We start from the raw sequence: 2790 nt of genomic DNA, 5'->3' as shown, positions 1-2790 counted from the left end.
TTACGCTTTAGTTTTTTTCTTACTTGGTTGTATATTGTATGTCAATGATCTTTTTTCTTTCCGCAAAACATAGAGAAGCTTTTCTGTCGTTCTGTTCTCTATTTGCGGTTGCAAAAGTAATTATTTATTTCTAAATGACAAAATGTTTTCCAAAGAAAATTTGAAGTTTTTTAAGTAACCTTAACTCCCTGACAAACATCTGTCCTTACTGCTTCTGCGCTCCGTTTAACCGGACTGCAAAGATACTAAAATTTTTAAACCCCACAACTTTTATTTCTAAAAATTAATCAGATCATTTTTTAGCTCCTATAAAGCTTTTTCATAAATAGTATCGCTTACCTAAAAGCTCTTCTGTGCTACTAAACAACTCTCGTTTTTCAGTGGGGCAAAGATAACAACTTATTAAAACGCAAAACAAACTTATTTAACATAAAATTCATACAGCACGCATAATGGGGATAAGTATATCCATAAGATTTTGATTACTAATTATTTATTTAAATAGTGGACTTATCCACAAGGGACGAATACAAAATAGCAGGTATTTTGAGCTAGAAAAAACGCTTAATTAAGATCTTATATATATAGTATCCAATTAAGCATCCAATAGTATCTGCTACAATATCTAGAGATTCCATGGATCTTCCCAAACCCATCTCCTCCTGGAGGATCTCTGTAAGAAAGGCATATATAAGAATGATCTGAAAGAAATAGGAAAATTTGATTTTAGGAAAGGTGGCGATGAAGCAGAAACCCAACATTGCAAATATGCTCAGATGTAAAACTTTGTCAATACCGTCGAACATGAACCAATATTCCTGGTTCTCTTCACCGGGTTTGAGGAGCATATAAGTAAGAAATGCCCAATAAATGGGCAAAATCTTACTAAATATTTTTGAAACCTTATCCAATGATTGCCTGGTATTCTTCTGCAGTAAGCAGTTCCGAATGATCTGCGCCATCAGCAAGTTCTAACTTAATGATCCATCCGTCTCCATAAGGATCTGTATTCAAAAGCTCAGGCTGATCTTCCAATTGTGAATTAAATTCAATCACTTTTCCTGAAATAGGCAAGAATAAATCTGAAACAGTCTTTACCGCTTCTACACTTCCGAAAACAGCTCCTCCTTCAATATCATCATCTACGGTATCTACATCTACGTATACGATATCACCAAGCTCTCCTTGTGCAAAGTCTGTAATACCGATTGTCGCAACATTACCTTCGATCTTGATCCATTCGTGATCTTTCGTGTACTTTAATTCTGATGGTGTATTCATTTTAATTTTTATTTTATACAAATGTATTCAAAATAATAAAAGGTTCAAAGAGCTAATGAATATCTTGAGCAAATTTTAGAGTCAAAATAAAAGATCGCTACAAAAGCAGCGATTGGATCTATGATAATCACTATTTTTTCATGGCTTTTAGTTCCTCTACTTCATTCATGAGCTTGTCATTATTTTCCTGAAGTTTTTTCAACTGCTTATTCTGCTCAATAGTATACAATGTAAGTTCTTCGATTTTCTGAAGAAGCTTAATCTGAAACTCTCCAATATTAACCCCTTCTTTTTCCATCTGTGCTGCCGATGCAATCTCGGGAAGATGCTTTTTCTCTTTAATATGCTTTTCTATCTCTTCCAGTTTTGGTAAGTTATAGTTTTCATCAAATACAAAATCAGCTGTAGGAGTAAGAGTTACCTTTACTTCTTTTGCTTCGAATTTACCATACAGAGCCATATTTCCATCATCAGAAATCTTAAGCTTTGATCCATAGGATGCTCCATCAGAGGAATAACTCCAAAACTGAAGTGAATTGCCATAAGAACCTGTCATATTGTATAATGCCCATTTCCTTGCTATATTTCCAGAAGTTTTTGAAGGTTTTTCAAGAACAAGAGCTCCTCCCTCATTGGAACTTTCTTTAGAATAAATTGGTGTATTGACCTCAAATCTATCGCTATAAAGAGTGGCTATTTGTTTTTTAATTCCAGTATTAGAGATTAAGTTAAAATTAATATGATTCTCCAACAACCTTATATAAGAACCTCCTAAGTTTGTATTTATACGTGGAAATGATTGCCCAGTACCATAGTTTCTAACATTATTACCGATTCCTACACCGGTATATGTTTCTTGAGGCTCTGAAGCCCAAAGTGATAAATTAGCAGGATTATTTACTCCATCACCAGAAGAATGTAATAAAATGATAGAGTTTTGATGGTCGCCAGAAACAGTAAGTTTTTCGGATGGAGCTTGAGTTCCTATACCTACATTTCCCATAATCGTTTGCTTACCCATAAAATCATTTGCTCCTTTAGTTGCCAATTCATTCCAAGAATTCCAAACATTAAAATCCCCATTTCTTGTTCTGAAAGACATACTGTTTCCATTATAGGCGGAACTGATTTGTGTATCATACTGATTTGCAAAGCCACCAAAACTTATGAGTGAGCCATTCCAAGGTGTTCCAGAAGTTGCATAGGCAAAAGTGTAACCACCCTTAAAATTATCAGCTGAACCAGGGGCTGTAATTGACCCTGTGGGTGACAAGCTCTGCGCTACAGACACTATAGATAATAGGCTAAAAAAAGATAAAGTAATTTTTTTCATATTTTAAAAAATTATGAACAAAGATACCATATAGACTAAGCTATTCCAAAAAACGTGAAATAAAACTAAAATCCCCTTCTTTAGACTGCACCCCAAAGTTTAGACAAAATTAAACAATATTATTATATGAAAGAGTTCGGTACTGTACCGGACTCTTTCCTTTTAGATTAAGTCTT

At 34.1% G+C, this 2790-nt stretch carries 3 protein-coding genes; all 3 read right to left on the bottom strand.

Annotated features, from left to right (window positions below):
- Positions 1-551: 551 nt before the first annotated feature.
- Positions 552-878, bottom strand: coding sequence for a VanZ family protein (locus tag BUC06_RS23215; RefSeq protein WP_262487943.1), 327 nt, complete (start codon positions 876-878; stop codon positions 552-554).
- A gap of 25 nt (positions 879-903) precedes the next feature.
- Positions 904-1281, bottom strand: a complete 378-nt coding sequence (gene gcvH, locus BUC06_RS23210; protein ID WP_073336995.1) for a glycine cleavage system protein GcvH — start codon at positions 1279-1281, stop codon at positions 904-906.
- A 130-nt stretch (positions 1282-1411) separates the two neighbouring features.
- The gene (locus tag BUC06_RS24235) at positions 1412-2614 is read right to left on the bottom strand and encodes a hypothetical protein (protein WP_073336993.1); all 1203 of its coding nucleotides are present in this window, start codon (positions 2612-2614) and stop codon (positions 1412-1414) included.
- Positions 2615-2790 lie beyond the last annotated feature (176 nt).

This window comes from Chryseobacterium carnipullorum (assembly GCF_900142785.1).
In the GTDB taxonomy this organism is placed as follows: domain Bacteria; phylum Bacteroidota; class Bacteroidia; order Flavobacteriales; family Weeksellaceae; genus Chryseobacterium; species Chryseobacterium carnipullorum.
This window is presented reverse-complemented; position numbering and strand designations above follow the sequence as displayed.

Bases quoted from the DNA above. Each gene is read 5' to 3' on its own strand.
- BUC06_RS24235 (WP_073336993.1), bottom strand. From the start codon at position 2,614: ATGAAAAAAATTACTTTATCTTTTTTTAGCCTATTATCTATAGTGTCT.
- gcvH (WP_073336995.1), bottom strand. From the start codon at position 1,281: ATGAATACACCATCAGAATTAAAGTACACGAAAGATCACGAATGGATC.